The organism is Methylocystis sp. WRRC1, assembly GCF_020733155.1.
GTDB lineage: Bacteria > Pseudomonadota > Alphaproteobacteria > Rhizobiales > Beijerinckiaceae > Methylocystis.
In genome coordinates, this window is the sequence record NZ_JAJFZJ010000001.1 from 1,120,992 (window position 1) to 1,146,126 (window position 25,135).

The window sequence follows — 25,135 nt, forward strand, 5'->3', positions numbered from 1 at the left end:
GCGTCAGGCCGCGCGACCCTTGCGCCGCTGGAGATGGCAGCCGATCACCTCGCCCGAGGCGGTGGTGATTTTGCGGACGCAGTTCGAACCGACCTCGGGATGTTCGCTCTGCGCCGCGGGCGTCTTGAACGACAGCCCCCGAGAACCATGGGCGCTGGCGTAGAAGCTCAGGGACGTTGCGAAGATTGCGGCGACAAGAAAGACGATCATTCGCATTTTTGCGCTCCCGTAATCGAAATTGACCACTGCGATTATCGAGGGCGCCTCACGAAAGCGCTGTGCGGGAGCACACGCGCCGGGGCTATTGACGCAACCAAAATACGGGCATATACATCTATTATGACCAGACCAAACCCAGCCGACGTGAAAACCTGCGCGCAGTCCTGCGCCGCCGCCAATGTGCGCCGGGCGAGCCGCGCGGTCACGAAGCTCTATGGACAGTTCATGGCCGAGACCGGCCTCGAGCCCACGCAATATTCCCTGCTCGTCGCCTGTTCGCTAACGGGCGTCGCGACGGTGAGCAAGCTCGCCGACTTTTTCGTGATGGACCGCAGCGCGCTCGCCCGCAATCTCGCGATCCTCGAAAAACGCGGCCTGCTGAAAGTGAAGCCGGGCGAGGACCGCCGCACGCGCAAAGTCGCGCTGACGCCGTTCGGCGAAGCGACGCTCGCCAACGCCATGCCGCATTGGCGCGAGGCGCAAGACATGGTCGAAACCCGGTTCGGCGCCGAGCGCCTGCGAAAGCTTCTCACCGAATTGCGCGCGCTGATGGAAGTCACGACGAAAAGCTGACGTGGCCGATGCGCGGCGCAGCCGCGCCAAAAAAGGGGCATATGCAAATATCATGACCCGGGCTCTTCTTCTCCCCACGACCTTCGATGCGGCGATGTTGCGCGACATCGCCGTCTCCGCCGGCGCCGACGACGTCGGCTTCGTCTCGATCGACGATCCAGCGCTCGACGATCAGCGCGCCGACATTCTCGCCGCCTTTCCCTTCGCGAGGACGCTCATCTCCTTCGTCGTGAAGATGAACCGCGAGAACATCCGCAGTCCGGCCCGCTCCGTCGCAAATCTCGAATTTCATCATACGGGGGACGAATGCGACGATGTGGCGCGCGCCATCGTGAAAACTATGGAGGCGCAAGGCGTGCGCGCCGGCTATCCCTCGATGGGCTTTCCGATGGAAGCGACGAACTGGCCGGACAAAATCTGGGTCATCTCCCACAAGCCGGTTGCCGTCGCCGCCGGACTCGGCCGCATGGGTGTTCACCGCAATGTGATCCATCCGAAATTCGGCAATTTCATCCTGCTGGGAACCGTCGCCGTCGATCTTGCAGTGGCGCATGACTGCGCGCCGCTCGACTTCAATCCTTGCCTGGAATGCAAGCTCTGCGTCGCGGCCTGCCCCACCGGCGCCATTGCGCCCGACGGTCATTTCGATTTCGCGGCATGCTACACGCATAATTATCGCGAATTCATGGGCGGCTTCGGCGATTTTGTCGAAACGATCGCGGAGGCGAAGAACGCGCGCGCCTACCGTGAAAGTTTCACCGACGCCGAAACCGTCTCGATGTGGCAAAGTCTCGCCTTCGGCCCAAATTACAAAGCGGCTTATTGCATGGCCGTTTGCCCCGCGGGCGAGGACGTGATCGGCGCCTATTGGTCGGGCAAGAAGGATTTTCTGCGCAAGATCGTCGATCCGCTGCAGAAGAAACTCGAAACCATCTATGTGACGGCGGGCTCGGACGCGGAGACCTATGTCCTGCGCCGGTTTCCGCACAAGCGCGCAAAGCGCGTCGGACAGGTTCTGCGTCCGACAACGGTCGATAATTTTCTCGCCAGCCTGCGGCTCATATTCCAGCGCAACAAATCAACCGGATTGAACGCAGTCTATCATTTCGTCTTCACAGGCACGCGCCGGCGCCAGGCGACCGTCACCATCGCCGACAGAAAAATCCGCGTCGAGGACGGCCTCATCGGCGCGCCGCAACTCACGGTGACCGCCGACGCCGAAACATGGATTCGCTTCCTGAGAAAGGAGGCCCGGCTGCCATGGGCGCTGCTGACCCGAAAGATCAGGCTCAAGGGCGACCCACGGCTGCTTCCGGCTTTCGGACGTTGTTTCCCGGGCTGACGCGCCCTATCCGCCGTTCGCCTTCGCCGCATGCGCCGCGACGATGTCGCGCGCCTGCTTGCCGACGACTTCCGCAAGATGATCGAAGCGCGCCTGATAGAAACCCGCGCCTGCCGTCGCCGAACGAAGTTCGACGATGAGATTGTCCATCTCGGCTTCGGGGATCAATGTTTCGAGCTTGTCCCAGCCGTCCCAACCGTCACGCGGGCCGAAGCCCATGATCTGGCCGCGCCGCGCGGAGACGATGCCGGTAGCTCGCGACATGGCGTCGCTCGGCACGAAGATGTCGACCGCCAGCACCGGCTCCAGCAGAATCGGCTCGGCCTTCTCCAGAGCCTCGCTCATTCCGATGCGCGCCGCCGTGCGGAACGCCATGTCGGAAGAATCGACCGAGTGATAGGAGCCGTCGGTCAGCACGGCCTCCACGTCGACGACGGGAAAGCCGAGCGGGCCATGCGCCAGGGCGTCCTGGCACCCAGCCTCGACCGACGAGAAATATTGCTTCGGCACGGCGCCGCCATGAACGCGCTCGGCGAAGGCGAATCCCTCCCCGCGGCCGCGCGGCGCGACTTCGAGCACGACATCGCCGAACTGGCCGTGGCCGCCCGACTGTTTCTTGTGGCGCCCGCGCACCGTCACCTTGTGGCGGATGGTCTCGCGATAGGCGACAGTCGGCTTTGCGACTTCGACAGCGACGCCGAAGCGCGACGCCAGCCGCTCCAGCGCGACGCGCAGATGCATCTCGCCCTGCCCGAAGAGCTTGATCTGCGAGAGCTCCTGGTCATGCACATAGACGAGCGAGGGGTCTTCCTCGACGAGCTTGCTCATCGCCGCCGCGAGGCGCATCTCGTCCTTGCGGTCCTTCACGGACAGCGCGAGAGCGTGCACCGGATCGGGAATTTGCGCGCGCGTCTTCTTCAACGCCGCCGCGTCGGCCTTGCCGTCGCCGACAATGCTGTCGCCGGTCGCCGCGTGCTCCAGACGGCCGAAGGCGACGACGTCACCCTCCTTCGCCGCCGCCGCCTTGCTGGTCGCCGCGCCGAAAAGGCGCGACAGTCCGGACACGCGATCCTCTCCATGCGGCGAGACGACGGGCTGTCCATCCGCGAACGCGCCTCGCAGCACGCGCGCGATGGAGAGCTTTCCGCCGTGGGAGGTGTGGACCGTACGGAGAATGCGCGCCAGCGGCGGACCGCTGTCCTCGACGCCCAGCCGCCTCCGCGTGGCGTCGACGCCCGGCGCCTCGTGACGCAGCGCCTTCAGCAGTCGCGTGACGCCGGCGCCCCGTTCGGCCGAGCCGATGAACAGAGGCGCGACGAGACCGGCGCGCAGCTCCTTCGTGAGGTCGTCGAAAACCTGATCGCGCGGCGGCTCTATGTCGGAGATCAATTCCTCCATCAGCGCGTCGTCATAGTCGGCGAGGCGCTCCAGCATGGAGTAGCGCGCTTCCTTTTCCGTCGCCGTTTCACCTTTGGGAATTTCCATCACTTCGGAAGGCGCATGTTCGCGATAGACATAAGCGCGCTCCAGCGCGAGATCGATGAAGCCGACGGCGACTCCATTGTTCCAGATCGGAATCTGGCGCAGCAGCAGCGGCGTGCGCGAGGCCGGCTGCAGCATGGCGAGCGCATCGCGCACATCTATGGTCGCGGCGTCGATCTTGTTGAGAAACAGGAAATGCGGGACGCCCAGCTCCTCGAGCTGGCGCAGCACGAGCTGGAGCGCGGGAATCTTGCGCTCGTCGGCCTCGCAGACGACAATCGCGGCGTCAGCCGCCGGCAGCACGTTGCGCGCGTCCTGCGCGAACTCCACGGAGCCGGGAAGATCGATGAAAGTGTAACTGTCGCCCATGTAGTCGACGGTGGCGACATTCGCCTCGACGCTCATCTTGTGAGCGCGGGCTTCGGCGCTGGCGTCGCCGACGCTCGCACCCTCGACGACGGAGCCCTGGCGGGGAATGGCCCCGGCGTGGGCGAGTATCGCCTCCATGAGCGTCGTCTTGCCGCATTGGAAGGGGCCCGCCAGCGCGATCAGCCGCGGACCCCGCGCTCTCGCCTCGTGGGAAGACACGTCGCCCATAGCTACCCTCCCTTATCTGTCGGCGCCTGATTGATCCAGCCCCGTTGCGTCATGCTCCCACCATGCGCCCCTAAGCGCAAGGGTCGAAAGTCGACGCGCTTCCACCGAAAGCCAAAGCGCGTTAGAAAGCCTCTAAATCAGCAAAAGGAGTTTTCATGCGTCCCAGCAAGCGCGCGCCCGACGAGATGCGCCCGGTCAGTTTCGAGCGCGGCGTCGCCCGCTACGCGGAGGGTTCCTGCCTCGTGAAATTCGGCAATACGCATGTGCTCTGCGCCGCCTCGCTCGAGGACAAGCCGCCGCCGTGGCTGCGCGGTCAGGGGCGCGGCTGGGTGACGGCGGAATATTCCATGCTGCCCCGCGCCACCCATACCCGCACCCGCCGCGAATCCTCCGCCGGCAAGCTCACCGGCCGCACGCAGGAAATCCAGCGGCTCATCGGCCGCAGCCTCCGCGCCGTCACCAATCTGCCGGCGATGGGCGAGCGGCAGATCGTCATCGACTGCGACGTGATCCAGGCGGACGGCGGCACGCGCACGGCCTCGATCACTGGCGCCTGGCTGGCTCTTCGTGATTGCTTCGAATGGATGCGGTCGCGCTCCATCATCAAGGATAATCCCCTGCGCGATCATGTCGCAGCGGTGTCCTGCGGCATCTTCAACGGAACGCCCGTGATCGACCTCGACTACGCCGAGGACTCGACCGCCCAGACCGACGCCAATTTCGTCATCACCGGCTCCGGCGGACTCGTCGAGATTCAGGCCACGGCCGAAGTCGCCGTGTTCTCACCCGACGAGCTCACTTCGCTCCTGACGCTGGCGCAGGGGGGCGTCGCCGATCTTGTCGCGCTGCAAAAGGCGGCGCTGGCGTCATGACCCACCGCAAGATCTCCGGCAAACTCGTCGTCGCCACCCACAATCCCGGCAAGCTCTGGGAACTGCAGCAATTGCTCGCGCCCCATGGCGTCGACGCGGTTTCCGCCGGCGACATGGCCCTGCCGGAGCCGGAGGAGACCGAGCCGACCTTTCGCGGCAATGCGGCGCTGAAGGCTCGGGCGGCCGCTATGGCCTCCGGCCTGCCGGCCTTCGCCGACGATTCGGGCCTCTGCGTCGAGGCTCTCGACGGGGCGCCCGGCATCTATTCCGCGCGCTGGGCGGGCCCGAATCGCGACTTCAAGGCGGCGTGCGAGCTCGTGCGGCAGGAACTCGAAAAGCGCGGCGCAAAGCCGCCCTATCGCGCCAATTTCACCTGCGCGCTGGCGATCGTTTGGCCGGACGGCCACATCGAGGAATTCGAAGGCCGCGTCGACGGCGTGCTGGTCTTTCCGCCAAAGGGCGACAAGGGCTTCGGCTATGATCCGATCTTCAAGCCCGACGAACTCGACAAGACCTTCGGCGAGATGATGTCGGCCGAAAAGCACGCCCTGCCCGGCGACGGCTCCCGCGCGCTGTCGCACCGCGCGCGGGCTTTCCAGGCGCTGGCGAAGGCGTGTCTCGACTAGGCTTGCGTCGCAATTAAGCCTTACCTTGGGAATTACTTTCTCTTGGCGCAGGCCCGTGCGTTACTATCTTGGATGACAACAAGACAGGCGCCCGGATGCCGCCAAGAGGAAACACCCGATGACCAAGCACGAAACCTTCGCCGCGCTGAAACCGCCGTTCAAGGCGCGCTATGGCAATTTCATCAATGGCGAGTGGCGCGACGCGAAATCCGGCCGCGTCTTCGACAACATCTCTCCGATCACCGGCCAGAAGGTCTGCGAGATCGCGCGCTCGGACAAGGACGACATCGAGGCCGCGCTCGACGCCGCCCACGCCGCCAGGGATGCCTGGGGCAAGACCAGCACGACCGAGCGCGCGCGCATCCTCAACAGGATCGCCGATCGCATGGAGGAGAACCTCGCCGTTCTCGCCACCGCCGAGACATGGGACAACGGCAAGCCGATCCGCGAGACAATGGCCGCGGACATTCCGCTCGCGATCGATCATTTCCGCTATTTCGCCGGCGCCGTGCGGGCGCAGGAAGGCGGCATTTCGGAAATCGATCACGACACTGTCGCATATCATTTTCACGAGCCCCTCGGCGTCGTCGGCCAGATCATTCCCTGGAACTTCCCGCTGCTGATGGCGGCGTGGAAACTGGCGCCGGCTCTCGCGGCCGGCAACTGCGTCGTCATCAAGCCTGCGGAGCAGACGCCCGCGAGCATTCTGGTCTGGGCGGAGATCGTTGGCGATCTGCTGCCGAAGGGCGTGCTCAACATCGTCAACGGGTTCGGCCTCGAAGCCGGCAAGCCGCTCGCGTCCTCGAATCGGATCGCCAAGATCGCCTTCACCGGCGAGACGACGACAGGCCGGCTGATCATGCAATACGCCAGCCAGACGCTGATTCCCGTCACGCTCGAACTCGGCGGCAAATCGCCCAACATCTTTTTCGAGGACGTCGCGCGCGAGGACGACGACTATCTTGACAAGGCGGTCGAGGGCTTCGTTATGTTCGCGCTCAATCAGGGCGAGGTCTGCACCTGCCCGAGCCGTGCGCTTGTCCACGAGAAAATCTACGACCGGTTCATGGAGCGCGCCCTGAAGCGCGTCGGCGACATCAAGCAGGGCAATCCGCTCGATCCCGAAACGATGATCGGCGCGCAGGCTTCTTCCGAACAGCTCGAGAAAATTCTCAGCTACATCGACATCGGCAGGCAGGAAGGCGCAAAAGTGCTCGCCGGCGGCGAGCGCAATACGCTCGAAGGCGATCTCGCCGGCGGCTATTATGTGAAGCCGACGGTTTTGCATGGCCACAACAGGATGCGCGTGTTCCAGGAGGAAATCTTCGGACCCGTCGTGTCGGTGACGACCTTCAAGGACGACGACGAAGCCCTGCACATCGCCAATGACACGCTCTACGGGCTCGGCGCCGGCGTGTGGAGCCGCGACATCAACCGCTGCTACCGTTTCGGCCGCGCGATTCAGGCGGGGCGCGTGTGGACCAACTGCTATCACGCCTATCCCGCCCATGCGGCGTTCGGCGGCTACAAGCAGTCAGGCATCGGGCGCGAGAATCACAAGATGATGCTCGACCACTACCAGCAGACGAAGAACATGCTCGTCAGCTACAGCCCGAAGAAGCTCGGCTTCTTTTGATGGAGACGCCGCTTCGCGTCGTCGCCACGCCCGCGGCGCTCGATCTGATCGAGCGCCTGCGGCGCGAGCACGGCGACATTCTTTTCCATCAATCGGGCGGCTGCTGCGACGGCTCGGCGCCGATGTGCTATCCGCAAGGCGAGTTTCTCGTCGGAGACAATGACGTGCGGCTCGGCGAAATCGGCGGCGCGCCCTTCTATATCGGCGCCGCGCAATTCGATTACTGGAAACATACGCGGCTCATCATCGACGTCGTGCCGGGACAAGGCGGCATGTTCTCTCTCGAAAATGGCACGGGTCAAAGATTTCTCACCCGCTCGCGCCTTTTCTCGGACGACGAACTCACAATGTTGGCGCCGATAACATCGCAATAAAAATAAGCATTTCCAGACGGATTGACGCGTCGCACAAAAGTCGTAACGTCAGCCTGGCGCAAGCTTGACGCTTCTCCCCGGCGATGGCCGTTCGCCCGCCGGCGGGCTGGTAAGGCGGCGCGCTCGATCTGGAGGAAATCATGCTACAGGACTTCAAGAATTTCGCATTGCGCGGCAATGTTGTCGATCTCGCCGTCGGCGTGATCATCGGCGCGGCCTTCGGCAGGATCATCGATTCTATGGTGACCGATATCATCATGCCGATCATAGGCGCCGTCACGGGCGGCCTCGATTTTTCGAATTATTATATTTCTCTTTCGAAAGCCGTTCACAGCGAGATGACCTATGATGAAGCGAAGAAGATCGGCGCCGCCATCGGCTACGGCCAGTTCATCACCGTCGCCGTGAACTTCGTCGTCATCGCCGCCGTGCTTTTCATCGTCATCCAGACCTTCGAGCGCATGAAGAAGGCGCCTGCTCCCGCTGCGCCGCCAGAGCCGACCAAGACCGAGGTTCTGCTGCAGGAAATCCGTGACGCCATTCGCGGCCGTCAAGGCTGAATTGCGGCTCCCGCTGAAAAGGCCATGCGGTCACGAACTGCATGGCTCGTTTTTTGTCCCGCGGACGCTTTACGCCGCTCGAGCGGCAAGCGATAATTGAGACGTTGCCTCCCAACCGACGGCTGCTCTCTGTCGGCGCCGGACTGGAGTCCTTTCGGGCCATGGCTCAACTCGAAACAGCCATCGCGGCCGCCCCATCTCGCGGCGCCGATTTCATCCGCTGCGAGGTGCGTCGCTCGACGCTCGGATGGGCGCTGATCGCTGCGAGCGACATTGGCGTCTGCGCCATCCTGCTCGGCGACGAGCCAGGGGCGTTGCTGGAGGATTTCCGAGTGCGTTTCCCGAAAGCGACGGTGGTCGGCGGCGACGCTGATTATGAACGCCTCTCGGCGGCCGTTCTCGCCCTCATCGAGAGGCCCGACACATCCGCCGACTTTCCGCTCGACGCGCGCGGCACGGTGTTTCAGCGCCGCGTGTGGCGGGCGCTGCGCGCGATCCCGCCGCGCGCGACCGCGAGTTACGCCGAGATCGCGCGCCGCATCGGCTCGCCGAAAGCCATGCGCGCGGTCGCAGGCGCCTGCGCGGCGAATCCGGTCGCCATCGCCATCCCCTGCCATCGGGTCATCAGATCTGACGGCGCGCTCTCCGGCTATCGATGGGGCGTCGAGCGCAAGCGCATGCTGCTTGCGCGCGAAGGCGCGGCTTGACGTCGATCCGCTTTCTCAAGGCGCGGCGACGCGCTGGACCATGATGTTCATCTTGCGCGGCGCGGCGCCGGGCGTGACGGGATTTATTCGCGTGCTGGTGAACAACATTCGATCGCCGACATAAATTTGCGCGCGAACCGAATAGCGGGCGCGCGGGTCGAGCCGGCTCTCGTCGAGCGTGAGCAAAAAGGGGACCGGCGGCTGATGTTTCGGCGTGATTTCGACCTCCGCAAGCGTCTCCGCGGCGGCGTCCTGTCGGGCTATGTCAAGCAGTTGCACCTTCACCACATAGCCTGGCGGCATGGCGATCCGTTCCCGGTAGGAGACGGTTCCGGAAATGCGCAGCGGCGCGGATTGCGCGAAGACCGGCGCGAGCAAGGCGCCAGCGAGACAGTGAACAAACAGAAGCGACCGGACTCCGGCGGATAAAAAGCTGCCAATGTTCATAAATTGCCTCATGTTCAAATGCGTGCGCGATTGGTGTGGAGGACGCCTCATCGGCTTGAAGTCTACGTCTGGGCAATTTCCTTTCGCAAGTGCCGCAATTCATATTTGACCGCCCCTTTCGGATGGCTGCAACAACGCCGGCTCCCGCGGCGCTCATCCAGGCCGCGCCGCTCTTCGACCGCCACCAGACCGGTCAAAGCTGAACGCGCCGGATTTTCCCGGCGTTGTTGCAATATTCGGGCAATTTTCCAGTGAACCGCCTCATGCCAAATCATCCCGGCATAAAGAACAAAAAGACAACATCACGGTTTGAACGTTGGCCAACCCGTGTTATTTTCGAGCCTCGATGTCGAACTCGGCGGCTGTAGCGGTGCGGACAGGAAATCTTTTCGAGACTTTGCCGAAAGGTCTCCCGGAAGAGTTCTGCGAGGCCGTCGTGATTCGTGGCGACGTCCGAGTCGAGCGGATCGTTTCCAGTGGTCAGGCGAGCCCGCCGGACTTCTGGTACGATCAAGACGAGGACGAGTTCGTCGTGCTCATGGCCGGCGCGGCGACCCTGCGGATCGAAGGGCGCAAAGATTCCCTCGACCTGCTGCCGGGTGTATGGGTCGAGATTCCGGCGCATTGCCGCCACCGCGTCGAGTGGACGCAGGCTGAGCCCCCCACCGTCTGGCTGGCCATATTCCTGCCCGCTCGCGGGGCGAACGAGAAGGAACTCGAATCTCGCCGAAAGGCGGAGCCATGCGGAGATGGAGCCATATTGGCCGCACGAGCAGATTGAGCCCTCTCTTGCGACGCTGCGCCATTCAGGACGGACGACAATAACAGATTGGGTCGAAGAGACATTATGGAAACAGAGCCCGCAAAAGTCATCCATTCTGCAACATCACTCTACGCCAGAGCAAAAGACATTCTGGCGCAGACATCGACTTACATCAGCCGCGCAACCTTCAATGTGAAAAGAGGCACGCGCGCCGAGACCATCGCCGAAATCGCGAGGAGACGAAAACTCGACGAGGCGCAGCAACGGTTCCTCGCCGAGCTTGTCACGACAAAAACAGGCGCAGCGTTCTTCGATGAAAAGGTCGAGGGAATCAATCGCGCCGCGTTCCATCGCTCCGCCTTTGCGCTGAATGCGTTCACACAGCTTGGCTTCGTAGACCTCGCCGCCCAATTGTCATTCTGGTTCCCGCAGCTCAAGCTTGGGCTTGTCGTCGCAAATCTGGTTTTGTCCTCGATCGCGCATCTCGAAATGCGGCAGAACTATACCGCCTTGCTGTCGGGGCCGAATGCATTGCCTTCGAAGCGCCGGCTTGGAGGGCTGCTCTCGAATCCCGCCTACAACAGGGCGGTAAAGAAGAGTTCGCGTCCCTACGCCAAAAGCGCCTGGAAAGAGAAATCTCTCTACAGGCCCGCCTATTTCATGAACGCGCTTCTGATTTTCCTTGGCTCCGAATTCATTATTCCCCCGGGGAAGCTCATCTTCCCGCTAGGATTTATTCTTGGAAAAGTTTCCGGCCTTTATTCGACGCTGGTCATGATGTTCGACGTGTGGCGGGGAATCCGGGCCGGAGAGGACGCCCGGGTCGCGAGAGAGAGAGAGATTTCGGTCTACCGCCACCTCGATATTTGACGGATGAAAGCGAAGCACGGCGTTTCTGCTCCAGAAGCGAACAAATTCCGGAGAACCGTCGCTCCCTTGCGGCCATTACGACAGCGACGGGCGCAGCGCGGCCGGCCGCGGCGTGGCGCCGGCGTGTTTCGATGCGCCTTATTATTTCATTATCGCAATGACACACAATATCCTTGAATTGCGTTACATATTGCAACTCCACAAAATGGGTCCCCCGCCTCCGCCGCCAGCGCAGGAACCGTCGATTTTCAATATGATTTTTCAGACAGAGATTGAAAGCGTCATTTCCAGCTCAACGAGCATATGGCGCTGGCCCAACGTCGGGGCCGCCCCGAAGCGTTGAAGCGATGCAGATGTTTTCCATATTTGGAGAAGAGCTGATACCTTTCTTAACACGCATGACATACATTGCTTATAGCGACCGAGCCGTCAGCTTGCTCAAGGCAGTTGACAGCGTTTGCGGTCCGATGTCGGCGCACCGCCGGATTTATCCATGTTTGACAAGCCTTCGACGCCAAATGCGCGGGACGCGACAATGAAGACGATGAACGACGCCGCGCAGCGGCAACTTCCAGCCACTATTCCACAGACCGGGCAGCCGATTGCCGGCAACCCCAGAAGACGTCGGGATCTCGAACAGGATTCCTACGCCGCCACAGCCTTGAGCGATGTCATCGATCGATCGCTCCACGCCACCTGGGCGCGCTTCACTTTCGGCCTTTCACCGGCCGCTCTGGGCAACGCTTATCTCGACTGGGCGACCCATCTCGCAGCAAGTCCCGGGAAGCAGGCGCAGCTCGCCGCAAAAGCGGTCCGCAAGTCGGTTCGTTTGGCGCATCACGCGAGCCAGTGCGTCCTTCAGGGCGGAATGATCGAACCTTGTATCGAGCCGCTGCCACAAGACCGCCGCTTCATCGACGAGACATGGCGCCGCTGGCCATATAATTTCTATTATCAAAGCTTCCTGCTTCATCAGCAATGGTGGCACAATGCGACGACGAGCGTGCGCGGGGTCACCGGACAGCATGAGAAAGTCGTTGAATTCGTGTCGCGCCAGATTCTCGACATGGCGTCGCCGTCGAATTTTCTGCTTACCAACCCGGAAGTGCTGCAACAAACCATGCGGCAGGGGGGCATGAATTTATTGCGCGGGATGCAGAATTTCCTCGAGGACTGGGAGCGCGTCGTCAACGGCAAGAAGCCGGTGGGGGCCGAGCAATTCGAAGTCGGTAATAATCTTGCCGTCACGCCGGGAAAAGTAGTCTACCGCAATCGTCTGATCGAGCTCATCCAATATGCGCCTGCGACTGACCGGACGCATCCCGAGCCAATTCTCATTGTCCCCGCCTGGATCATGAAATTCTACATTCTCGATCTCTCCCAGCATAATTCGCTGGTCAGATATCTGACGACGCAGGGTTTCACGGTCTTCATGATTTCCTGGAAAAATCCGGACCCGGAAGATCGTGATCTCGGCATGGATGACTATCGCAAACTCGGCATAATGGCCGCGCTGGAGGCGATTACGACAATCACGCGCGGCGCGCGCGTCCATGCGGTCGGTTATTGCCTCGGCGGCACGCTCCTCTCGATCGCCGCAGCCGCCATGGCGCGCGACGGCGACGAACGTATCGGCTCCATGACGCTTCTCGCGGCGCAGACCGACTTCACCGAAGCGGGCGAACTCACGCTCTTCATCAATGAAAGTCAGCTCGCCTTCCTCGACGATATGATGTGGGAGCAGGGTTTTCTCGACTCCAAGCAGATGGCCGGCGCTTTCCAGTTGCTACGCTCGCAGGATCTCATCTGGTCGCGGGGCCTCCACGATTATCTGATGGGGGAACGACAGCCGATGATCGATATGATGGCGTGGAACGCCGACGCCACGCGCATGCCATACCGTATGCATTCAGAATATCTGCGGCGCCTGTTTCTCGAAAATTCATTGGCCGAGGGGCGCTATGAAGTTGACGGAAAGCCGATCGCCCTGACCGATATTCGCGTCCCGCTCTTCTGCGTAGGCGCCACGCATGATCATGTCGCGCCGTGGCGATCGGTCTTCAAGATCCATCTCCTTACGGATACTGAAATCACCTTTCTGCTGACGGGCGGCGGTCATAACGCCGGCATCGTTTCAGAGCCGGGTCGGCCGCGAAGAAGTTATCAAGTCCTGACCTCGCCTCACGATCACGCCTATCTGGACCCGGATGCGTGGATTGCGGCCGCAAAAAGAAACGAGGGCTCGTGGTGGCCCGAATGGGTCGCATGGCTGGCCGCGCGATCGGGAGAGGCTGCCGCTCCGCCCCCGATCGGCTCCCCCGAGGCAGGCTACCCTGCGCTCGGCGACGCGCCTGGTCTCTATGTCTTTCAGGAATGATCCTGTTCGACCGCGAAAGAAGGCGAGGCCGCCTGGCGGCGCGGCCCGGCGCGCGTCGGTTATACGCGCATGTCGCCCGGCGCGCGCAGTAATGACGATATTTCGGTCCGGGTCATTTCCTCCTCATTCGAGAAGCCGTCGAAATTCGCGAGTTCACCAAACGAGAGCCCCGTGATCGTTTCGATTTGGCGCACGGAGAGCTGATAGGTCTTGTAGGCGCCGAAGGCGGCTTCGAGGTCGCTCAGCTCCCTTTCCTGACTGACCATATAGGCCGTTGCCGACGGCTTGAGATCGTCGCTAAGGAAGGCGATCACCTTCCAGTAGGCGCGCGGAATCATTACGCCGCGATAGTCGAGATCATCGGCATGGAAGACGGGGCCGGTGAAAACGCTGATGCGTTCCTTCCAGGCGCGCGCGTTCTTCAGAACATAATCTTCCAGCCCCAGCCATGTGCGCTGGTTGAAGGCGCCCATCTGCGGCGAGCAGTTGGTGAAATGGAAGGTCATGTCATTTGCTGCTTCCGCCTCCTGTGTGGAGCCCCAGTTCGGATCCTCGCGACGCACGAGATGACCGCGATCCAGCAGATTGTCGAGGTAGAGTTCTTCGCCGATTTGCGCATCGAGCGGAATGCGCCCGTCGAGAAACCATTTATCCCTGCCGCGTTCGATGCTTTTGGCGGCGGCGCCGTCGATATTGACGCCGACGAACATCGCCATGCGCCGCGACTTCGACATCACGACGGAGAAATGCAGATAATCGAGCCGGCCGTCCTGCGCGTGATCGACCAGCAGAACGTCGCTGGCGCGCTGGCCTTTCGGCGCTGGCGGCGCGACCTCGAAACCCTCGATGAAATCCGTACGATAGCCCGTCATCCCGGCGAAACGCTCGGGCGGCGACACTTTGGGGGCGCCCGCACGTTCGAGACCAAAGGCGGATTCGAGATTGAATTCGGCGATCGCTGAATCGGCGCTCTCATCGCCGCCGAGCCGGCGAAGCTCCTGCAGTCGCGGACGATATGAAAAATCGATGCTGTTCGTCATGACAAACCTCCTATGAAGCAACACGAACCGGCGGCGGCGGATGGTGAAAAACCTCTTCGACGCGCATGAACAATTTAGGAACCTGTGCGATAGGCTGATCGTCCGGCCGTAGCTCCGCGGCAACATCCATCGGGCGGCCAAGCAGGCCGCAGCGGTCCGCGAGGCGGCGACGCTTCCGCGCTTGCCGTCGAATATTGTCGAGCATGCTTGCGGCCGCGCAGCAATCGCACGCCGTCCGGCTCGCCGAGGCCCTGCAGCTCGATACGGCTTTTTCGCCGCGTACAGTAATTTCTTCGAAAGTATCGAGAATGGCTTTGATGGCGCGCAGCTCGCGCCGCGCGGACGAGCGGCGCCAGCTCGATCGCAAGAACATCCGCTTCCGCACTGCCGACCATGTGGTGACGGCCTCGATCATATCCACGTCAGTTCGTCGCCAAGCTGGCCGATCAATCCGGTTTTCCGCACCGCCGCGATCCCGTGGGCGAAATTGGCGCGCAAAGTGCCGCCGCCGAAATGCAGGCCGATGACGCCGAAGGGTTCTCCGATGCGAATGACCCACGAGCCGGAATTACCGCCGAGAGTGGTCGCGTCATGGGCGAAGACCCAGCCGCGCGCGTCGCCTGTCAGTGAGCCGGTCGGATTGTCGATTTCACCGGGGCTGAGATATTTTACCGAATAGGCAAGGCCGAAGATCTCCCTCAACCGCGCCACGACGTCGGGACGAATGACGTTGGTTTCGGGATCAAGAAGCGCCGCCGCCGGCGGACGCGCCGGATAACCGGCCACGAAAATCTCGGCCTTGCCTGCCGCTATTTGCGGATCATCGATCATGGGCAGCGCCGCCGGCAACTCCATATTGGCGCTATTGCGGGTTTCAACCTGCAACAGCGCCATGTCGAGATGAGCGAAATCCACCGTGTCGTCGATACGAGCAGGTCCCGCCGCGATGACGCGGGTGATCCGGAAGCGCCTGGCGTCGCCCAGCCCGTCGTCGGCGAAATTGATCGACGGCTCGCCCGTGAAGGCGAAGCCTGTGGAGCCGTCCAACTTCCGGAATTCCTCCGCGATCGCCTCCAGCACGTGCCGATTGGTCATGATGCAGCCCGGCGCGACGACGAATCCCGTGCCGACATGCTCGCCGTCGAGATCGATACGTCCGACGGAGGCGAGCGCCACGGGAGGCTTGTCGGCGGCAAGGAGGAGCGTCGCCTGCCAATCGCCCAGCAGCGGATCATTCGGGTCGACGTCGCCATTGCGCACGCGCAGCGCCGGGCGGTCGTGGATATTGACCAACGCCTCGATGCCGACCCGCTCCGTCGCCGTGAGCCGCGCGGCGAGACCATCTTCGGCGAGCTTGCGCAAACCCGACTGCGCGTCGGTCACGACGCGCTTGCGTTCATCGGCGAGCGCCTCGGTCTCCGAAGGCAGCGCGCCGAGCGCCGTGGCGAGCTTGTCGAGGATCTTGTCGGCGTGGCCTCCACGTAATCTCCGCCGGGCCGCCTCGGCGGTCACGGCGGCCGCACTCTCCACGCCTCCGCCTGAGGATTTGCCCACGATCCTGAGTAATTGCTCGACCTCGCCGGCAGAGGCGGCGACATCTGCGGAAGGCGAGAGGTCCGGCGCCTGCGCCAGAAGCTTCCGCAGGATCGCGGTCGCCGTCGCCGCCACTTCCGTCGAGGCGCGCAAGCCGCCGAAGCCGAGCGTCTCCATGCCGGCGGCGGAGCGGCGCGACACGAGATGCGCCTTGGCGGCGAGCGACGCCGCCTCCGCGCCATGCCGCGCCCAATCGAAACCGTCGACGTTGGCGCGCGCCAGCGCCAGCCGCCAGATCTGCTCGACATCGCCGGCTTCCACCCGCGCAGCCATCGGCGCAAAAGCGCTGCTGATGTCCCGCAGCCGCAACTTCAGCAGCGCCTCGGCGTCGACGACTCCGGCGCCCATGGCGGCTCGATCCCATCCCGCCGGCCGGCGCGCAGTCTGGCGCAGCGCGACGAGAAACAGCGCCTGCACGCTGACGCCGCGCTGCGCCGCCTCCGCGCGCACGGCGGCGCGGCCGTGATGCGCCAGCCATGTCGCTGCGACGCCCGCCGTCAGCGCGACCGCATAGGACGTGCCCTGCCCACCTTCGATATGAGGCGCGCCCCCGTCATTCGGCGCCCGCCGCGCAACGAATACGTTTTCCGCAGGCGCCGAAATATCTACCTGTGCGCCTTTGCTCGTGCCCTTCCATGGCCGATCCTGCGCATCCACGCCGGCGACCGCGATCACGCGATCATCGAAAGCCGGATAGACCACGATCTTCACACAGTTGCCGGCGGCCGCGAGAACGATCAGACCGGCGTCCACCGCGTCGGCGACGGCCGCTCCGATCGCCGAGGAGGGAAATCCGCCGAGACTCATCGTCACGACGTCGCATCCAACCTTGCGCGCGTGATTGATCGCCGCCGCGACGGGCGCGCCATCGAAGATTTTTACGTCATTGACGCAGCGGATCGGCGCAAGCCGCGCGACGGGCGCCGAGCCCGCGAGCACGCCCTTGTCATCACGGCTCACGACGACGCTCGCGGTGGCCGTGCCATGTCCGGGATTGGCCATGGAGGAGCTGAGCGGATCGCGCGGATCGGTTCCGCCCTCGAGAATGTTCCGGGCCTTGTCCCAGGCGATCGCGTCGCTCTCCAGCTCCGGGTGCGCGGCCACGCCCGTGTCGGGTTGCCCGACCAATATTCCCGAGCCTTTCGCCGGGGAAACCTCCCACGCCTGCGGCGCGCGGATCGCCGAGAGCGCCCAGCGTATTTCCGCCGGCGCCGGCGCGTTCGACTTGCACCACAAATCGACGACCACGCCCTCGGGACGCGACAGATCGAGTCCGCGCGCATCCGGCTCGCCATATATGCGCGCGCCCACGTCCGGCTCGCAGGAGATCAGGTCAAGTCGCCCTGCGAGAGCGTTGCCCATTTCATAGAGCGCACGATCCGAAAAGTGTCTCGCCACGCCGGGGAATTGCAGCACGAGGAAACGCCCGAGCCGAACGCTCCTGTCCTCGTCCATCGGCTCGAGTAGAAACGCCTGCGAGCCGAGCAGCTCAGCGACCCGCGCGTGTTCGGCCGCGAGGTCGGGCGGTACGTGATATTCCAGCGTGAACCGCACGGCCCCTGCCGGCATGCTGTCCGGCGCCATCGCGCCGCCCGCCGCTTCGGCCAGTCGTTTCAGGAGTTCGTCGCCAGTCATGTTCGAGCCTCGCTCGCAATGCTGGCGTCTCATTGAAACCCAATGTTCGGGCTGGTTTCCACGGCCATGACGATCGCTGAAACAGTCGCTGAAAAAGGGACGCCAGGAAGTTCGATCAAATTACTAATACGAAACGGTAACCGAGAACGAATGATTGTCAAGCGAATGACGGGCCAGGCGCAGGCGCATGTTCGCCGAAGTCGTAGTTATCTGATGGATCAGTCCAGCGCGCCAATTTCATCATGACATCGACCTCAACCTGACCTGTAGTCCGTCGCGCGGCTGCGGAATAGGCCAGTATTTCCACTCCGGCCTGTATTCGGGAGCGGGCAAAATTTTCGCCCTCGTCAACAAATGATGGATGAAGCATTTCGCCTGCATATGTGCGAAATGCGTTCCAAGACACATGTGCGCGCCTCCGCCGAATGGCGCGAAGGCGTATTTGTGACGCGCGCGTTTCGCTTGATCAGTGAAGCGCAGCGGATCGAACTTTTCCGGCTGCGGCCAGACATCCGGCATGCGGTGCGTATAGAGCAGATCGATATTCACCCGCGCGCCGGCCGGAATGCGAAAACCTGCGAACTCCGTCTCTCGCACGGCGCAACGCAGGATCGAGGGCGCAGGCGGGATGAGCCTCAGCGACTCCTCGAAAGCCATTTCCGTCAAAGACAGTTTGTCCAGCAAATCATAGGGCAAAGGTTCGCCCGCCGCGAGGCCGAGAGCCTCGTGCTCTTCCCGCAAATTTTCCTGCCAGTCAGGATTGACCATGAGGAAATAGACGAAGGAGGAAAGCGACGAGGCAAGCGTGTCATGCGCGGCCATCATCAGGAAGCTCATATGGTCGATCACTTCCTGTGGCGTCAGCAATGCGCCGTTGTCCGTTGTCGCCTTGCAGAGCTGAGTAAAAATGTCATCGCCGTCGCCCGCGCGGCGGCTGGAAATCTGTCGGCCGAAATAGTCGACGATGAACTTCCTTCCCTTGACGCCGCGATACATCTGTGTGCCCGGAAAGGGACGACGCACGACCGCGACGATTGCCGCGACCATTTCAGTCAAGGCGCTTTTGACCGCCTGGACATCCGGTCCGATTTCCTCGCCGAGGAAGGAAACAGCGGCGAGGTCGAGCGTCATCTGTTTGATCGCCGGGTAGAAGCGCAGATCCGGCGATGTTTTAAGCCATCCATCGATTCCCGATGCGATCCCGCGGTTGAGATTTTCGAGATAGGATTTCATCGGGCCGGATTTGAAAGCGACAGACAACGCCTTGCGATGCAGGCGATGCTCATCGAAATCGAGCAGCAGCAGCCCGCGCGGGAAGAGCGATTCAAGGATGCGCCCCCAGCCATGAGTCGACGAAAAGAGCCTGGCCTGATCCATCAAAACAAACTCATTGGCCTCGGGGCCGAGCAGCGAGATTGAGCGCCCGCCGAAGACGCGGCTGCGATACACAGTGCCGTATTTTGCAGCGAAGCGCTCCACTACGCCTTTGGGATCGACGACATACTGCAATGTGTTGCCGACGAACGGCCAGCCATCCGTGCCGGGAATATGCGCGAGCGCGCTTAGCGGCGGCTCCGGAATGGCGGACGCAACCGCGGCCTTGGCGTCGAAAATGATCGAGCTCATGGAAATCCGCCAAAAACAATTATAGCGCCGAAAATTAACTTACCCCGCAACGGGGGCGGGACAAGTAAAAAACAGAAATCTCAAACTCGGCCGCGGAGCGCACACGTTACCAGAGTGACGCGTCGGAGCGTTACTGTGGCAGCCCCAGATCGGCGATCATCGCCGCAAGGAACCGTCCGCCCTCGCCGCCCGAAACGACCCTGTGGTCGAAAGTAAGACTCAAGGGAATGACGCGATGCACGGCTACGCCGCCGTCCACGGCGACGACGTCTCGCCTTATGCGACCGGCGCCGACGATCGCGACCGTCGGCGGCAACACGACAGGAGCGGCGTAGCGCCCGGCGATCATGCCGAAGTTCGAGAGCGTGATCGTCGCGCCGCGCAACTCCTCCGGCGGAATGCGACGGGCGGCCACATCGGCGCGCATCCGGTCGAGTCCCTGGCGCAAATCCGCCGGGTCACGATCCGCCACATCGCGCAGCACCGGCACGAAAAGCCCTTCTGGCAAGTCCACCGCGATCCCAAGGTCGATCCTGCGCAGAACGCGCCGCGCGAGCGACTGGCTTTCAAACCATGCGTTCAGCGCGGGCTCCGCCCGACATCCTTTCACAAGAGCGCGGATCAATCTTATCGTCACATCGGCCCCCTCTGGCCAGGCGTCGATGTCGGCGTCGTCCATTATCGTCGCGGCGGCGACTTCAGCTTGAGCTACGGCCATGTTTTGCGCCATGGCGCGACGGAAACCGCGAAGCGGTTCGGCCGGCTCCGCCTCGCTCAGGATTCGAGCAACCCGCTGGACGTCCGCGGCGGTGATGACGCCATCGGCTCCGGAAGGCGTCACGATCGAGAGATCGACATTGAGCTTGTGCGCCAGAGCCCTCACCGCGGGAATGGCGCGGATGGCGGCTCCCGCGCGCCCGACCGAGACAGGCGCCTCCTGCACGACGCGCGCGCTGGTTTCAACCGAGCCGACGACGGTCCCGGCGTCTTCCTCCTCCTCGCTCGCACCCTCGAATGCGATCAGAGGCGCGCCGACCCGGACGATGTCTCCCGCCTGCGCGAACAGACGCTCGACGCGTCCCGCGCGGGGCGATGGAATTTCAACCACCGCCTTTGCCGTTTCCACCGCAACCAATGGCTGATCGATGGCGACCGTGTCGCCAGGCTTCACGCGCCATTCGACAAGCTCGGCCTCCTGCAAACCCTCGCCGAGATCAGGGAGTCGAAAAGTCTTCATCACGCCTCCATGACCTTGCGCACAGCGTCAATGATGCGTTCGATGCTGGGGATATATTGGTTTTCAAGCCGCGCGAGCGGCACCACAACGTCGTATCCGGTTACGCGCCTCGGCGGCGCAAGCAGCGAATAGAGCGCCCGCTCGGCGATTTCGGCGGCGATTTCGGCCCCGAAGCCGGCCGTCCGGGGCGCTTCATGCACGACGACGCATCGGCCCGTTTTTTCAACCGATCGCAGAATGGTTTCCATATCGAGCGGCTTGATCGTCGCGACGTCAATCACCTCCGCCGCAGTTCCCTCTTGCGCAAGATTGTCGGCCGCCGCCAGAACCTGCTGCGTCATCGCGCCCCACGTGACGAGTGTCACGTCCTTCCCTTCACGAAGCAGGAAGCATGTGTCGAGAGGAAGCGCCTGGCCATCATCGACGACTTCCTCCCGAAAGAGTCGATACAACCGCGTCGGTTCGAGAAAGACGACAGGATCAGGATCGCGCATTGCAGCGAGCAGCAGACCGTAAGCGCGGGACGGCGAAGACGGGATAACGACACGCAGTCCCGGCATATGGGCGAAAAGCGCCTCCGGACTTTCGGAGTGATGTTCCGGCGCATGGATTCCCGCGCCGAAAGGTGAGCGCAGCACCATAGGGCACGTCAGTCGCCCGCGCGTGCGATGACGCATTCGCGACGCGTGATTGATCATCTGATCCATTGTCGGATAGATAAAACCAGTGAATTGAATCTCCGCGACCGGCTTGAGCCCCATCGCCGCCATACCGACGGCGACCCCCGCGATGGCGCTCTCCGCGAGTGGCGTGTCGATCACGCGCTCGGCGCCGAAACGCTTCTGAAGTCCGTTCGTCGCGCGAAACACGCCCCCATTCACGCCTATGTCCTCGCCGAGAAGCAATACGCTCTCGTCGCGCTCCATTTCATGCGCCAGCGCGAGATTGACCGCCTCCACGAGCGTCGCTTCCATCGCCCGCGCCTCATTGCCCTCCAGCATAGCGACGCGCCTCCTCTCGCTGACTCTTCAACGCATCGGGCAGGACCGCATGAAGATGATCGAACATCGCGTCGATCTGTTGCGGCGGGGTCGCCAGATATTTTTCGACGGCTTTTTCAACTTCTTCCGCGCATTCCTTCAGCAGCGCTGTTTCCTTCTCCGGCGTCCACAGACCCATGTCCACGAGAAGATTACGCAACCGGGCGACGGGCTCCCGCCCCCATTCGCGCTGCACGATCTCCGGATCACGATAGCGCGTCGCGTCATCGGCAGTCGTGTGATCCCCCAACCGGTAGGTGAGCGCCTCGATCACCGTCGGCCCGCCGCCGCTGCGCGCCTTCTCGATTGCGCGGCGCGCCGCGTCATAAACGGCGAGAACGTCATTGCCGTCGACTTGCAAGCCCTCGACGCCCGCAGCGACGCCCTTCTGCGCGAGTGTTTCCGCTGCGCTCTCCAATGTGCGCGGCGTGGAAATCGCCCAACCGTTGTTGTTGATGACGATGACGACCGGCGTTTTCCATACGCCGGCCATGTTGAGCGGCTCGTAGAAACCGCCATTGGCCGTTCCGCCGTCGCCGATGAAACAGACGGCGACACGATTCTCTCCCTTTCTCTTGAAAGCGTAAGCGGCGCCGACGGCATGCGCGACCTGAGTGGCGACCGGCACGCAATTGGGGAAATCCGAACGCGACGCCGAGAAATCGCTGCCGCGTTCGTCGCCGCCCCAATAGAGAAGGCATTCAACCATTGTCATGCCGCGTAGAAATTGCGCGGCATGATCGCGATAGGAAGGCACAAGCACGTCTCGCGCCTCCATTGCGGATGCGACGCCGACGCCCACGGCCTCCTGGCCGAGCGAGGAAGCGAAGGTTCCAAGTTTCCCCGTGCGCTGCAGCGCAATCGCCTTACCGTCGAAGACCCGCGATTTGGTCATTGCGCGATAGAAGCGCAGGAGGAGTTCGTCCCTCGGGGAAAGCTCGCCGGGCGGCGATGCTTCGCGACCATCGGGCGGAAGGGACTGCGGAGCGTCCGGTCTCACGTCAGATTCCATATGACGAACCATTGGCTTTCGAGCGATTCACCCAGTTTTAGTTTAGAGCGCGGCTCCCCTTTTTCATGCGGCCCGCCCGAGATTTTTTCGGCGCGCCCCCTCTGGATATCAAGAAAATCCTTCGGTGAGACCGGGTTGGAACCCAAGGCGCTTGACAGGCCGGTTCGGCGCACAAAGTAAAATGCATGTCAACAAATGTTCGTCATGACCCCTTTTCGTTCTGCGACGAATTCGGTCCGGCCAAGATCGTCCATATCCACACGCCGTCAGTGGGTCTTCGCGCCATTGTCGTCATCGATAATGTGAGCGCCGGGCCAGCAATTGGTGGCACGCGCATGGCGCCGGACGTGAGCACAATGGAATGTTTTCGGCTCGCGCGCGCCATGACGCTGAAAAACGCCGCCTGCGGCTTGCGGCACGGCGGCGCCAAATCAGTGATCTTCGGCGACCCGAAAATGCCGCTTCGCGAGAAGGAGCAGTTGATCCGCGCCTTCGCAACGGCCATTCGGCAACTGGAAGACTACATCCCCGGTCCGGACATGGGCACGGACGAAATAGCCATGGCCTGGGTCCACGACGAGATCGGGCGCTCGGTCGGACTACCCGCGGAGATTGGCGGCATTCCGCTCGACGAGATCGGCGCGACCGGCTTCGGCGTCGCCATCGCCGCTGAAGTCGCAGCTCCCTTCGCCAAGATTTCGCTGGATGGGGCGCGCGTCGTTGTGCAAGGCTTCGGCGCCGTGGGTCAGCACGCGGCCCGCTTCCTCGCGAAGAAGGGCGCGCGACTTGTCGCCGCTTCGGACACCGGCGGAGCGATCACCGATACGGCAGGGCTGGACATCGAGGCGCTGGTAAAGCTGAAAGAAGCCGGCAAGAGCGTTGTCGAGCATCAGCACGGCGAAGTGATGGATGGCGCCGCCCTCACGGCGCTCCCCTGTGAAATCTGGATCCCCGCCGCGCGGCCCGACGTCTTACGCGCCGACAATGTCGATCTTCTCGATTGCAAGCTGGTCGTGCAGGGCGCGAATGTGCCCGCGACCGCTGAAGCGGAGCGGCGCATGTTCGAACGCGGCATCGTCAGCGTGCCGGACTTTATCGCCAATGCAGGCGGAGTCATATGCGCCGCGACCGAATACGCCGGCGGCGGCGAGGCGACCGCTTTCGCCGCGATAAAAGAGAAAATCGGCCGGAACACGAAGATTACGCTCGAGCGCGCCCATGTAGTCGGCGCGCCGCCGATAGAGGCGGCTACGACCCTTGCCGTCGAGCGCTTGCGCGCGATGATGCAACTGCGTCGATGGCGCTAGAAGCTACGCTCTATTGCAATGGCGGTCGCCTCACCCCCGCCGATGCAGAGCGCCGCGACGCCCCTGCGAAGGTCATTTAGCTCCAACGCCGCCAGCAGCGTAACGACAATCCTCGCGCCCGATGCGCCGATGGGATGCCCGAGCGCGCAGGCGCCGCCGTGAATATTCACCTTGTCTCGCGGAAGTCCGAGGTCGCGCATCGCGGCCATGACAACGACCGCAAAAGCCTCGTTGATTTCGTAAAGGTCTATGTCCTGGAGCCGCCACCCTGTCTTATCGAGCAGCTTGCGAATGGCGCCGATGGGCGCCGTCGGAAAGTCGCCGGGGGCGCCGGCATGTGTGACGTGTGCAACAATCGACGCCCGCGGTGTCAAGCCCCGCCGCTCGACATGAGCGAGACTCGTGAGCGTGACCGCGGCGGCGCCATCGGATATCGAACTGGAGTTGGCGGCCGTGATCGTGCCTCCCTCCCGGAAGGCCGGCTTGAGTTTGTCTATTTCATCAGGTCGCGCCTTTGCCGGAAGCTCATCCTGCGAAATCGTGCGCTCGCTCTTCCCATCCTGCACCGTCAGCGAAGCGATTTCCTGCTCGAAGAAATTGAGTGAGGCGGCGCGTTGCGCCCGCAGCAGCGACTCCGTGGCGTATTCGTCCTGCATGTCACGGGTGAACTGGTAGGCCGTCGCGCAATCCTCAGCGAAGGATCCCATCAATTTGCCCTGTTCATAGGCGTCTTCGAGACCGTCCAGAAACATATGGTCGAGAACCTTGCGATGCCCCATTCGATAGCCTTGCCGAGCGCGATCGAGGAGATAGGGCGCGTTGCTCATACTCTCCATGCCGCCCGCAACCATGATCCGAGCGCTTCCCGCCGCCAGCTGATCATGCGCCAGCATGATCGCCTTCATGCCCGAGCCGCACATCTTGTTAATAGTGACGCAACCCGCGGCTTCCGTCAGGCCAGCGCCCAGGGCCGCCTGTCTCGCCGGCGCCTGTCCCTGCCCGGCCGTCAGGACGCAGCCCATGGCCACCTCGTCGATTTCTTCAAACGACAGACCGGCCCGCAAAACAGCCGCCTCGATGGCCCGCGCGCCGAGCCGGGGCGCCGGCGCATTTTTTAGATCGCCGAGAAATCCGCCGATCGGCGTTCGAGCGGCTCCGACGATGACGATGGGGCTCGAAGGTTTCATCGGAACGCCCTTC

General features: G+C 62.8%; 23 protein-coding genes. 12 read left to right on the top strand and 11 right to left on the bottom strand.

Going from position 1 to position 25,135, the window contains the following annotated elements; all coding sequences use genetic code 11:
- Positions 1-3: 3 nt before the first annotated feature.
- Positions 4-216: a hypothetical protein gene (locus tag LG047_RS05555; RefSeq protein ID WP_227965867.1), complete on the bottom strand. Its 213-nt coding sequence runs from the start codon at positions 214-216 to the stop codon at positions 4-6.
- A 123-nt stretch (positions 217-339) separates the two neighbouring features.
- Between LG047_RS05555 and LG047_RS05560 the strand changes: the two genes are divergently transcribed.
- Together LG047_RS05560 and LG047_RS05565 are read left to right on the top strand one after the other, a co-directional pair.
- Positions 340-792, top strand: a complete 453-nt coding sequence (locus tag LG047_RS05560) for a MarR family winged helix-turn-helix transcriptional regulator (RefSeq protein ID WP_051134400.1) — start codon at positions 340-342, stop codon at positions 790-792.
- Positions 793-844: 52 nt separating this feature from the next.
- The gene (locus LG047_RS05565) at positions 845-2,134 is read left to right on the top strand and encodes an SCP2 sterol-binding domain-containing protein (RefSeq protein WP_227965868.1); all 1,290 of its coding nucleotides are present in this window, start codon (positions 845-847) and stop codon (positions 2,132-2,134) included.
- 6 nt (positions 2,135-2,140) lie between these two features.
- Here LG047_RS05565 and LG047_RS05570 read toward each other — a convergent pair whose 3' ends face one another.
- Positions 2,141-4,213 carry an elongation factor G gene (locus LG047_RS05570; RefSeq protein ID WP_227965869.1) on the bottom strand — a complete coding sequence of 691 codons (2,073 nt, stop codon included), beginning with the start codon at positions 4,211-4,213 and terminating at the stop codon, positions 2,141-2,143.
- 155 nt (positions 4,214-4,368) lie between these two features.
- Here LG047_RS05570 and rph point away from each other — a divergent pair, with 155 nt between their 5' ends.
- The 6 genes from rph to LG047_RS05600 all read left to right on the top strand — a co-directional run bounded on the left by rph (position 4,369) and on the right by LG047_RS05600 (position 8,988).
- The gene (gene rph / locus LG047_RS05575; RefSeq protein WP_227965870.1) at positions 4,369-5,085 is read left to right on the top strand and encodes a ribonuclease PH; all 717 of its coding nucleotides are present in this window, start codon (positions 4,369-4,371) and stop codon (positions 5,083-5,085) included.
- A complete protein-coding gene (rdgB, locus tag LG047_RS05580) occupies positions 5,082-5,711 on the top strand; it encodes an RdgB/HAM1 family non-canonical purine NTP pyrophosphatase (protein WP_036286039.1) in 630 nt (209 codons plus the stop codon). The genes rph and rdgB overlap by 4 nt, the downstream gene beginning before the upstream one ends.
- 118 nt (positions 5,712-5,829) lie before the next feature.
- Positions 5,830-7,347 carry an aldehyde dehydrogenase gene (gene adh, locus LG047_RS05585; protein WP_227965871.1) on the top strand — a complete coding sequence of 506 codons (1,518 nt, stop codon included), beginning with the start codon at positions 5,830-5,832 and terminating at the stop codon, positions 7,345-7,347.
- Positions 7,347-7,721 carry a DUF779 domain-containing protein gene (locus LG047_RS05590; RefSeq protein WP_227965872.1) on the top strand — a complete coding sequence of 125 codons (375 nt, stop codon included), beginning with the start codon at positions 7,347-7,349 and terminating at the stop codon, positions 7,719-7,721. Before adh ends, LG047_RS05590 begins: the two co-directional genes overlap by 1 nt.
- A 140-nt stretch (positions 7,722-7,861) precedes the next feature.
- Positions 7,862-8,281, top strand: a complete 420-nt coding sequence (gene mscL, locus LG047_RS05595; RefSeq protein ID WP_227965873.1) for a large conductance mechanosensitive channel protein MscL — start codon at positions 7,862-7,864, stop codon at positions 8,279-8,281.
- Between the two features lie 161 nt (positions 8,282-8,442).
- Positions 8,443-8,988, top strand: coding sequence for a methylated-DNA--[protein]-cysteine S-methyltransferase (locus LG047_RS05600; protein ID WP_370635006.1), 546 nt, complete (start codon positions 8,443-8,445; stop codon positions 8,986-8,988).
- 15 nt (positions 8,989-9,003) lie between these two features.
- Here LG047_RS05600 and LG047_RS05605 read toward each other — a convergent pair whose 3' ends face one another.
- Complete coding sequence (locus tag LG047_RS05605) at positions 9,004-9,435, bottom strand: YbaY family lipoprotein (protein ID WP_227965874.1); 432 nt, start codon at positions 9,433-9,435, stop codon at positions 9,004-9,006.
- 346 nt (positions 9,436-9,781) lie between these two features.
- Between LG047_RS05605 and LG047_RS05610 the strand changes: the two genes are divergently transcribed.
- From LG047_RS05610 to LG047_RS05620, 3 genes are all read left to right on the top strand, one after another.
- Entirely contained in the window at positions 9,782-10,216 is a 435-nt protein-coding gene (locus LG047_RS05610; protein ID WP_255679540.1) for a cupin domain-containing protein, read from the top strand.
- 66 nt (positions 10,217-10,282) lie between these two features.
- Positions 10,283-11,068, top strand: coding sequence for a hypothetical protein (locus tag LG047_RS05615; RefSeq protein ID WP_227965875.1), 786 nt, complete (start codon positions 10,283-10,285; stop codon positions 11,066-11,068).
- 535 nt (positions 11,069-11,603) lie between these two features.
- Positions 11,604-13,445 carry an alpha/beta hydrolase gene (locus LG047_RS05620; RefSeq protein ID WP_227965876.1) on the top strand — a complete coding sequence of 614 codons (1,842 nt, stop codon included), beginning with the start codon at positions 11,604-11,606 and terminating at the stop codon, positions 13,443-13,445.
- A gap of 59 nt (positions 13,446-13,504) precedes the next feature.
- On the opposite strand, the gene LG047_RS05625 is transcribed toward LG047_RS05620, so the two are convergent.
- From LG047_RS05625 to pdhA, 7 genes are all read right to left on the bottom strand, one after another.
- Positions 13,505-14,485 carry a DNA/RNA non-specific endonuclease gene (locus LG047_RS05625; protein ID WP_227965877.1) on the bottom strand — a complete coding sequence of 327 codons (981 nt, stop codon included), beginning with the start codon at positions 14,483-14,485 and terminating at the stop codon, positions 13,505-13,507.
- Positions 14,486-14,495: 10 nt separating this feature from the next.
- On the bottom strand, positions 14,496-14,900 hold the full coding sequence (locus LG047_RS05630) for a hypothetical protein (protein ID WP_227965878.1): 405 nt from the start codon (positions 14,898-14,900) through the stop codon (positions 14,496-14,498).
- Positions 14,897-17,713: a S8 family serine peptidase gene (locus tag LG047_RS05635; protein WP_227965879.1), complete on the bottom strand. Its 2,817-nt coding sequence runs from the start codon at positions 17,711-17,713 to the stop codon at positions 14,897-14,899. The genes LG047_RS05630 and LG047_RS05635 overlap by 4 nt, the downstream gene beginning before the upstream one ends.
- 240 nt (positions 17,714-17,953) lie before the next feature.
- The gene (locus tag LG047_RS05640) at positions 17,954-19,339 is read right to left on the bottom strand and encodes a cytochrome P450 (RefSeq protein WP_227965880.1); all 1,386 of its coding nucleotides are present in this window, start codon (positions 19,337-19,339) and stop codon (positions 17,954-17,956) included.
- A gap of 130 nt (positions 19,340-19,469) precedes the next feature.
- The gene (locus LG047_RS05645; RefSeq protein WP_036286022.1) at positions 19,470-20,576 is read right to left on the bottom strand and encodes a dihydrolipoamide acetyltransferase family protein; all 1,107 of its coding nucleotides are present in this window, start codon (positions 20,574-20,576) and stop codon (positions 19,470-19,472) included.
- Positions 20,576-21,577, bottom strand: coding sequence for an alpha-ketoacid dehydrogenase subunit beta (locus LG047_RS05650; protein ID WP_305080316.1), 1,002 nt, complete (start codon positions 21,575-21,577; stop codon positions 20,576-20,578). The genes LG047_RS05645 and LG047_RS05650 overlap by 1 nt, the downstream gene beginning before the upstream one ends.
- Positions 21,561-22,616: a pyruvate dehydrogenase (acetyl-transferring) E1 component subunit alpha gene (pdhA, locus tag LG047_RS05655; RefSeq protein ID WP_227965881.1), complete on the bottom strand. Its 1,056-nt coding sequence runs from the start codon at positions 22,614-22,616 to the stop codon at positions 21,561-21,563. Before pdhA ends, LG047_RS05650 begins: the two co-directional genes overlap by 17 nt.
- Positions 22,617-22,813: 197 nt before the next feature.
- On the opposite strand from pdhA, the gene LG047_RS05660 reads away from it, so the two are divergent.
- Positions 22,814-23,935 (top strand): Glu/Leu/Phe/Val dehydrogenase, encoded by a 1,122-nt coding sequence (locus tag LG047_RS05660; protein WP_036286018.1) that lies wholly within the window; start codon positions 22,814-22,816, stop codon positions 23,933-23,935.
- Here the strand turns inward: LG047_RS05660 and LG047_RS05665 are convergent.
- Positions 23,932-25,122, bottom strand: a complete 1,191-nt coding sequence (locus tag LG047_RS05665; protein ID WP_227965882.1) for an acetyl-CoA C-acyltransferase — start codon at positions 25,120-25,122, stop codon at positions 23,932-23,934. The two genes, LG047_RS05660 and LG047_RS05665, sit on opposite strands and share 4 nt — an antisense overlap.
- Positions 25,123-25,135: the final 13 nt, after the last annotated feature.

Bases quoted from the DNA above. Each gene is read 5' to 3' on its own strand.
- LG047_RS05650 (WP_305080316.1), bottom strand. From the start codon at position 21,577: ATGCTGGAGGGCAATGAGGCGCGGGCGATGGAAGCGACGCTCGTGGAG.
- LG047_RS05640 (WP_227965880.1), bottom strand. From the start codon at position 19,339: ATGAGCTCGATCATTTTCGACGCCAAGGCCGCGGTTGCGTCCGCCATT.
- LG047_RS05645 (WP_036286022.1), bottom strand. From the start codon at position 20,576: ATGAAGACTTTTCGACTCCCTGATCTCGGCGAGGGTTTGCAGGAGGCC.
- rdgB (WP_036286039.1), top strand. From the start codon at position 5,082: ATGACCCACCGCAAGATCTCCGGCAAACTCGTCGTCGCCACCCACAAT.
- LG047_RS05625 (WP_227965877.1), bottom strand. From the start codon at position 14,485: ATGACGAACAGCATCGATTTTTCATATCGTCCGCGACTGCAGGAGCTT.
- mscL (WP_227965873.1), top strand. From the start codon at position 7,862: ATGCTACAGGACTTCAAGAATTTCGCATTGCGCGGCAATGTTGTCGAT.
- rph (WP_227965870.1), top strand. From the start codon at position 4,369: ATGCGTCCCAGCAAGCGCGCGCCCGACGAGATGCGCCCGGTCAGTTTC.
- LG047_RS05615 (WP_227965875.1), top strand. From the start codon at position 10,283: ATGGAAACAGAGCCCGCAAAAGTCATCCATTCTGCAACATCACTCTAC.
- LG047_RS05660 (WP_036286018.1), top strand. From the start codon at position 22,814: ATGTCAACAAATGTTCGTCATGACCCCTTTTCGTTCTGCGACGAATTC.
- adh (WP_227965871.1), top strand. From the start codon at position 5,830: ATGACCAAGCACGAAACCTTCGCCGCGCTGAAACCGCCGTTCAAGGCG.
- LG047_RS05605 (WP_227965874.1), bottom strand. From the start codon at position 9,435: ATGAACATTGGCAGCTTTTTATCCGCCGGAGTCCGGTCGCTTCTGTTT.
- LG047_RS05620 (WP_227965876.1), top strand. From the start codon at position 11,604: ATGAAGACGATGAACGACGCCGCGCAGCGGCAACTTCCAGCCACTATT.
- LG047_RS05630 (WP_227965878.1), bottom strand. From the start codon at position 14,900: ATGATCGAGGCCGTCACCACATGGTCGGCAGTGCGGAAGCGGATGTTC.
- LG047_RS05610 (WP_255679540.1), top strand. From the start codon at position 9,782: ATGTCGAACTCGGCGGCTGTAGCGGTGCGGACAGGAAATCTTTTCGAG.
- LG047_RS05570 (WP_227965869.1), bottom strand. From the start codon at position 4,213: ATGGGCGACGTGTCTTCCCACGAGGCGAGAGCGCGGGGTCCGCGGCTG.
- LG047_RS05560 (WP_051134400.1), top strand. From the start codon at position 340: ATGACCAGACCAAACCCAGCCGACGTGAAAACCTGCGCGCAGTCCTGC.
- LG047_RS05635 (WP_227965879.1), bottom strand. From the start codon at position 17,713: ATGACTGGCGACGAACTCCTGAAACGACTGGCCGAAGCGGCGGGCGGC.
- LG047_RS05565 (WP_227965868.1), top strand. From the start codon at position 845: ATGACCCGGGCTCTTCTTCTCCCCACGACCTTCGATGCGGCGATGTTG.
- LG047_RS05665 (WP_227965882.1), bottom strand. From the start codon at position 25,122: ATGAAACCTTCGAGCCCCATCGTCATCGTCGGAGCCGCTCGAACGCCG.
- LG047_RS05590 (WP_227965872.1), top strand. From the start codon at position 7,347: ATGGAGACGCCGCTTCGCGTCGTCGCCACGCCCGCGGCGCTCGATCTG.
- LG047_RS05600 (WP_370635006.1), top strand. From the start codon at position 8,443: ATGGCTCAACTCGAAACAGCCATCGCGGCCGCCCCATCTCGCGGCGCC.
- LG047_RS05555 (WP_227965867.1), bottom strand. From the start codon at position 216: ATGCGAATGATCGTCTTTCTTGTCGCCGCAATCTTCGCAACGTCCCTG.